6 protein-coding genes are annotated in these 6,887 nt (G+C 43.3%); 2 read left to right on the top strand and 4 right to left on the bottom strand.

The window, feature by feature from the left end:
* Positions 1–99: 99 nt before the first annotated feature.
* The gene (locus ACFQNG_RS18365) at positions 100–249 is read left to right on the top strand and encodes a hypothetical protein (protein WP_379867346.1); all 150 of its coding nucleotides are present in this window, start codon (positions 100–102) and stop codon (positions 247–249) included.
* Positions 250–1,051: 802 nt separating this feature from the next.
* Complete coding sequence (locus ACFQNG_RS18360; RefSeq protein WP_379867344.1) at positions 1,052–2,092, top strand: zinc-dependent alcohol dehydrogenase family protein; 1,041 nt, start codon at positions 1,052–1,054, stop codon at positions 2,090–2,092.
* Between the two features lie 157 nt (positions 2,093–2,249).
* On the opposite strand, the gene ACFQNG_RS18355 is transcribed toward ACFQNG_RS18360, so the two are convergent.
* The 4 genes from ACFQNG_RS18355 to hpf form a co-directional block, all read right to left on the bottom strand.
* Entirely contained in the window at positions 2,250–2,873 is a 624-nt protein-coding gene (locus tag ACFQNG_RS18355) for a ferrochelatase (RefSeq protein WP_379867350.1), read from the bottom strand.
* A 50-nt stretch (positions 2,874–2,923) separates the two neighbouring features.
* Complete coding sequence (locus ACFQNG_RS18350; RefSeq protein WP_379867342.1) at positions 2,924–3,865, bottom strand: L-lactate dehydrogenase; 942 nt, start codon at positions 3,863–3,865, stop codon at positions 2,924–2,926.
* 73 nt (positions 3,866–3,938) lie between these two features.
* Positions 3,939–5,576 (bottom strand): lactate permease LctP family transporter, encoded by a 1,638-nt coding sequence (locus ACFQNG_RS18345; RefSeq protein WP_379867339.1) that lies wholly within the window; start codon positions 5,574–5,576, stop codon positions 3,939–3,941.
* A gap of 113 nt (positions 5,577–5,689) precedes the next feature.
* The gene (gene hpf, locus ACFQNG_RS18340; protein ID WP_379867338.1) at positions 5,690–6,241 is read right to left on the bottom strand and encodes a ribosome hibernation-promoting factor, HPF/YfiA family; all 552 of its coding nucleotides are present in this window, start codon (positions 6,239–6,241) and stop codon (positions 5,690–5,692) included.
* Between the last annotated feature and the right edge of the window lie 646 nt (positions 6,242–6,887).

Below are 6,887 nucleotides of genomic sequence, written 5' to 3'. Positions count from 1 at the left end.
GTTATGAAAAACGGGCGGTTTATTTTTGTGCTGCCATTACCTTGATTTCCTTGATCATGTGGCTCAATTAATCATTCACCAGACACGCCCTAGGAGAAAGTGAACCTAGAGCAAATGTGCCGTCTGCTTGACTTTTACGATTCCAAAGGCATTTTGCACCGGGTTGACGGCGATCGGCCGATCGAGTATGTGACAGAATCCATTTATAAACAAATTTTGACAACTGGTGTTCAGCGGGGTAAACGATGAGTCAATAATCTTGGTTTCTTAACCTAAAAGTTATATGAGCGGAAAAACCTATTCCAGATGAGCGCCGATGGACAAGTGAAGCGAATGGGTAAACGGTTTTGGAGCGATCACAATAGCCATTTCTCCATACAAAAGATGGTTTTGAAATAGCTTCTAGAGTGATGAGCGTGGGATTTCATTAACGGAATATATAAAAAATTATATGTTAATGTTGAATGATATTGATTTGGGGTGAACTTATTTGGAGCAAGGGCGTTTATTTGATGGAACAGGTATTTACGATGATTCTTTTCCAGTTGCTTTAGATGAAAAATTTTCAAAGAATTACTGCTGTTGAGGCTTTAAAGTTAAAAAGACATAATCCCAAAGCTACATTCTATTGTCCTAAGTGCTATAAGTTAAATCCAGAGAAAAAAACAAAAGTTGAACCAAGTAACCATGAAACTCCTCGATTTAATCGAAGCAAAGGAGAATCTCATTTAAATACTTGTATATATAAACATAAAAACGCGGAAAACTACTTAAAAGAGATCACCCAAAGAATTTCAATCGACGATCCTTCCTACCACCACATCGCCATCTAGCTAAGAAAAAGAATGTGCTTAAACCAAAATACAAGAGCGATCGCAATGGCCATTTCTCCATACAAAAGATGGTTTTGAAATAGCTTCTAGAGAAATGAGAAAGGATGGCGTTTTGTCGTGAATCTTCCGATCAAGGATCAAACCAAATCGCCCCGGCGTATCAAAATCCGGGACGACAATCCACTTCAATAACGCATAAACTTAGGAGGTATATAATTATGAAAGCGCTTATATTCCGTGGGCCGGGAAAGATCGAGTGGGTAGAGAAAGACAAGCCAACAATTCAGAAACCGACGGATGCAATTGTCAGAATCACCAAAACGACGATTTGCGGCACGGATTTGCATATCTTAGGCGGTGATGTACCGGCGGTAACCGACGGCCGAACTTTGGGACACGAAGGTGTTGGCATTGTAGAAGAAGTCGGCACGGGTGTCAACAATTTCAAGCCCGGCGACAGAGTGCTGATTTCTTGTGTCACTTCCTGTGGAAGATGCGATTATTGCAAAAAAGCGATGTACGCCCACTGTGAAAACGGCGGTTGGATTTTGGGGCACCTGATCGACGGTACCCAGGCGGAATACGTTCGCATCCCTTATGCCGATACCAGCTTGTATCACATTCCTCCGGGAACCGATGAGGAAGCCCTTGTGATGTTGAGCGACATATTCCCGACAAGTTTGGAAATCGGGGTGATCCACGGCGAAGTTCAGCCGGGGGATGTGGTCGCTATTGTCGGGGCCGGGCCGGTCGGAATGGCGACCCTTTTGACAGCGCAACTTTATTCGCCAGCGGAAATCATCATGGTCGACCTGGACGATTATCGCTTGGAGCTGTCCAAAAAATTCGGAGCCACTAAGACGGTTAACAGCTCAGAGGGAAATGCGGTTGAACAAGTGATGGAATTAACGGATGGGAAGGGTGTCGATGTAGCAATTGAGGCAGTCGGTTTTCCAGCAACCTTCGACATCTGTCAGCAAATCCTGAAGCCCGGCGGACGGTTGGCCAATGTGGGGGTTCATGGCAAACCTGTGGAATTGCACTTGGAAGAATTGTGGATTCGCAACGTCAAGATCACAACCGGGCTGGTTAGCACGAGCACGACACCCATGTTGTTAAAGACAGTGCATTCTGGAAAGATCAAACCACAACAATTGATCACCCATCGCTTTCCACTGGACCAGATCATGCAGGCGTACGAGGTGTTTCGCAATGCTGCCAAAGAAAAAGCGATGAAAGTGATTTTATACAATGATTGACCCTCTTGGCAAAGCTGTTTCCCACTTGCTCCCGTAGCCGGCATCGCTTTGTAGGGATCCTCGGCGGCAAAGTATACAAACCCTCGACTTTTTCGAAAGAAAAGGTCGAGGGTTTGTCAATATCCTCAGGATGAGAGTTTCTTTTCTTATTTCAAATTTATCCCTTTATGTTATCGCTGAGCAAAGAGGCTAACCCCTCATTTGTCATTCTGCAACCGACATAAAAAGGGCCAAATTCTCCAAATCGCGCACTTACCTCATCAAACCTCATTTCACTTACCAGCTTTTTAAAAGTCAAAGGGTCGTCTGAAAATAAGGAAACTCCCCATTCCCAATCATCGAAGCCGATCGAGCCTGTAATGATCTGCCGAACCTTCCCCGTATAACCCAATTTTTCCGCTTCTTTTTTGGCGCGGTCATTGTATGACTTTACGCTTAACGTGGAATAGTGCGGTGCCAGCACGATGCTGACCGCTTCTTCGATTCCATCCTCGTGCATTTGCCTGACAGCATCCTCAACAAACGGAGAGATATGCTTCAATCCGATATAGGCTTGAAATGTCCGATCGGATGACCGGGAATTCAATTCTTTTTCCAATGCGGCAGTTTGATCTTCCCTAATCTTCGTTAAAGGCGAAACCTCGCCGATCATTTCATATCTGCGCTTTAGGTCTTCCAAAAGCTCAGTCGGTGGTTTATTGCCCCGGCGAATATGCGTATAGTAAGGTTCGATTTCTTCCGGACTTCTTGGTGTACCATAAGCCATCACCAATAAACCGATGTTTAGACCGGTCCTTTTTCAAGAAGGCTAATGAAACATGCATTCCTTTTTTATACTTTTTTCATTACTTGAGTTAACACTTGTGCCGAATGATGCAGTTTTTCCAGTTCCTGCTCTTGCAATTTCAACTCGACCACTTCGTGTACGCCGGAACGGTTAACAACTGCTGGAACACCAATATAAATATCATTCAACCCATATTCGCCGCGGAGTAGTGTAGAAACAGTTAATACTGAATTTTCATCGTTTAATATGGCACGAGTTAATCGAGCCAGTCCCATTGCAATTCCATAGTAGGTGGCTCCTTTTCGTTCAATGATATGGTAGGCGGCATTGCGTACATTGATAAAAATCTGATCCAGTTCGTCCTGAGTAGGACCATTTCCTTCTTTTAAATAATCCGATATAGGACGGATTCCAATGCTAGCATGACTCCACACAGGCAATTCCGTATCCCCATGTTCCCCGATGACATAGGCATGCACATTCTGTGGATTCACTTTATAAGCTTTACCGAGTAGATAACGTAAACGTGCTGTATCAAGGATGGTACCCGATCCAATCACACGATGAGCGGGCATACCGGAAAATTTCCAAGTCGCATAAGATAGGATATCAACCGGGTTTGTCGAAACCAAGAACAATCCATCAAAGCCGCTTTTCATCACTTCACTGACAATTGATTTTGTGATTTTCACATTCTTATCAACCAGATCGAGACGGGTCTCACCAGGTTGCTGGTTAGCTCCAGCAGTGATGACCACGAGGTCTGCATCTTTACAATCGCTATAATCCCCTGCCCAGATGCGCATCGGTGAACCAAATGGCAAGGCGTGATTCAGATCCATTGCGTCTCCTTCCGCTTTTTTCTTGTTAATGTCAATTAAAACTAACTCGTTAGCCAAACCTTGGTTAAGTACAGCAAATGCGTAGCTTGACCCAACAAAACCTGTTCCAATTAAAGCGATTTTAGTCACTTTAGACATTTTCATTAGAGATCAACTCCTTTTGATTAATGAGAATTAATATGAAAATTATTTATAATGAATGTTTCCCCGCTATAAATCAAAGGAGAAAGCGGAAAACATATGCTAGCAGATAGGTATAGATACAGGTGATGAATAGTAATGCCAAACTATATTTCAAAGTGAGCCGGAATAAGCTGGATTCATTGCCGGCTTCACCAACTGCTGCCGTAGCAATCGTCACCGATTGTGGGCTGAGCAATTTCCCCATGACCCCTCCGCTTGTATTAGCGGCGACGAGCAAGGCTGGAGATGTCCCGATCTGTTGTGCCGTCACCAGTTGCAAGTGACCAAACAAAGCATTGTTGGCGACAACCGAACCAGTCAGGAATACTCCGATCCAACCAAGAACAGGAGAGAAGAATGGGAATAACTTACCAGTTTTCGATAAAGCCAATCCTAAGGTGGACGAAGTGCCCGAGTAGTTGGCAATATACGCAAAAGCGAGTACAAAACCTATGGTTAAAATAGGTTTCCACAGTTCAAGCAATGTTTCTTTGACCAAATGTACTGTGGTTCTCATATTCACCCGGAACAACAGGAGGGTTAAAATAACCGAAATGAAGATAGCTGTACCTGTCGAAGATAGCCAGTCCAGTTTAAAAACCGCATCATATGGTGTCAGCTCCTTGGCGATCGGAGGAGCGATCAACACATGTTGATGCAGTCCAGGAATTTTAATCTTGGTAATAAGAAATTCCAACGGTCCTCCTTTGTCAAATAAATGTTTAAATGCTTTACTGCTCCAGATGCTGACCAATATCGTCAAGATGTAAAATGGAGACCATGCTTTTATGATCTGCCCGATTGTCACACGCTTGGGTCGGTAAGTTTTTGCGCCATTGTTAAGATGAAAAATGTTTTTTGGTTTCCAGAACTTCGAGAACAGCGTTAAAGCACCCATGCTGATCAGAGCGGAGATAATGTTAGCCAACTCGGGTCCTATAAAGGTGATGGTCAAGTATTGTGCCACTGCATATGATCCACCGACAACGAGCAGAGCGGGAAATATTTCTTTGACACCGCGAAATCCATCCAAAATCCATATCATTAAAAACGGTACGAGAAAGGAAATGATGGGTAATTGAATGCCCAGAATTTTAGACAGCACCAATTTATCGATGTCAGAGACTTGACCGGCCACAATGACCGGAATCCCCATTGCTCCAAAAGCTCCAGATGCGGCGTTGGCAATCAAGCATAGCGTGGCGGCTTGCAATGGTTTAAAGCCTAGTTCTACGAGCAATGCGGCAGAGATGGCAATCGGAACCCCAAAGCCTGACGCGCCTTCCAAAAATGCATTAAACGAAAATCCAATAAGCAAAAGTTGCAACCGTTGATCGTCGGAAATCGAGATGATACTGGATCGAATAATATCGAACTTGCCTGTTTTTACCGTGATTTTATACAGTAAGACAGCTGTAACAACGATCCAGGCAATTGGCCATAAACCATAAGCAAAACCAAAACCAGCAGCACCTAGTATCAAATGAAATGGCATATGATAAACAAAAATCGAAATCACTAAGGCTATTAACAATGTAAATAAAGCGGCAATATATCCTTTTAAACGTAAGATCGTTAAAGTGATCACAAAAAAGATGATAGGGATGGCAGATACGAATGCAGATAGCCACAAATTGTGAAGAGGATCATAGGTTTGTGTCCAAATGTCCATAGCAAACACTCCTTATTTGTAGCCCGAATTCTTTTGGATCGATATTGCATCAGTTGGTTCATGAATCGTCCGGTCCACGGAATACAAGTGCCTTCTTTAGTCTTGGTCGATCCTCACTCAAGCTCGATCAAACCATAACGCCCGTCTTTTCTGCGGTATACCACGTTCACTTCGTCAGTCTCTGCATTGGAGAACACAAAGAAGTTATGTCCCAGCATTTCCATCTTCATGATAGCCTCTTCCACATCCATCGGTTTCAAGTGAAAGCGCTTCGTACGTACCACTTCGATGGGTTCGTCTTCCTCATCAACCAAAGCGTCGGCGGTGTTGCCGTTTTTATAAATCTGCGAACGGAGGCTTCCTTCCCGACGGAGTTTGCGGTTTATCTTGGTTTTGTACTTTCGGATCTGTCGTTCCAATTTATCCACGACCAGATCGATTGAAGCATACATGTCCGTGCTTTTTTCCTCTGCGCGAACCAACACGCCTGGAAAAGGGATCGTCACTTCCACCTTGTGTTCATCGCGGGTCACGCTGAGGGTAATGTGCGCAGCGGCGGAAGGAGGCGTGTCGAAATACTTTTCCAGACGGCTGATCTTTTTTTCGACAAATCCCCGCAACGCTTCCGTTACTTCGATGTTGTTGCCACGAATTACATAATTCATGAAGAGACTCCCCTTTTGCTTTATGCATTATCTTTTATCCACAAACCTCGAGAAACCTTGAGATTCACATCCTCGGCCTCTTTTTCAAGAAACTCATTTCAACCATATTGTTTCGTTCCCACGGATATCGGCACCATCGAATGTTCCGCTGTTGAACATCCTTATGTAGACGGTGTCATCCGCCTACAATTTTTACCTATTTTTCCATAGGTTTCACACTCCATGTTAAACTGAAATTTTGTCTGTGTAATTCGTGTAAGCAATATAGGATCATGATAATGTGAATCATTTCACAAAAATAGGTGTACACAGAAAAACCACATTACGGTTATAGTTTTGTAACTTGACTACTCAAGATGACATCTCTTCATAGGTTTCACCCTTCCATAGTCAATCTGAATTTTCTGTGTAAATTAGTATAAACGATATTAGATAAATAGAATGTGATATATTTCACAAAAAAGAGGTTTTCACTGAAAATCCACATTACAGTCGCCCCAAGGAATCAACACTACATCCTGCAGTCCCAATACTTCTTTCAGAGTTGCGATGAGGTTGTTCCGTTCAGAATCTTGTAAATCAGGGGTAAATTGGGATGAAATAGCAACAAAAATAAATAGGTATGCATTATGGGAGTATGATGACT

This window comes from Laceyella putida, from assembly GCF_042665195.1.
Taxonomy (GTDB): Bacteria; Bacillota; Bacilli; order Thermoactinomycetales; family Thermoactinomycetaceae; genus Laceyella; species Laceyella putida.
Note: the sequence above shows the minus strand (reverse complement) of the source record. Positions and strands in the feature narration are given on the sequence as shown.

Coding starts and splice junctions, on each gene's coding strand:
- ACFQNG_RS18360 (WP_379867344.1), top strand. CDS start 1,052: ATGAAAGCGCTTATATTCCGTGGGCCGGGAAAGATCGAGTGGGTAGAG.
- ACFQNG_RS18350 (WP_379867342.1), bottom strand. CDS start 3,865: ATGAAAATGTCTAAAGTGACTAAAATCGCTTTAATTGGAACAGGTTTT.
- ACFQNG_RS18345 (WP_379867339.1), bottom strand. CDS start 5,576: ATGGACATTTGGACACAAACCTATGATCCTCTTCACAATTTGTGGCTA.
- hpf (WP_379867338.1), bottom strand. CDS start 6,241: ATGAATTATGTAATTCGTGGCAACAACATCGAAGTAACGGAAGCGTTG.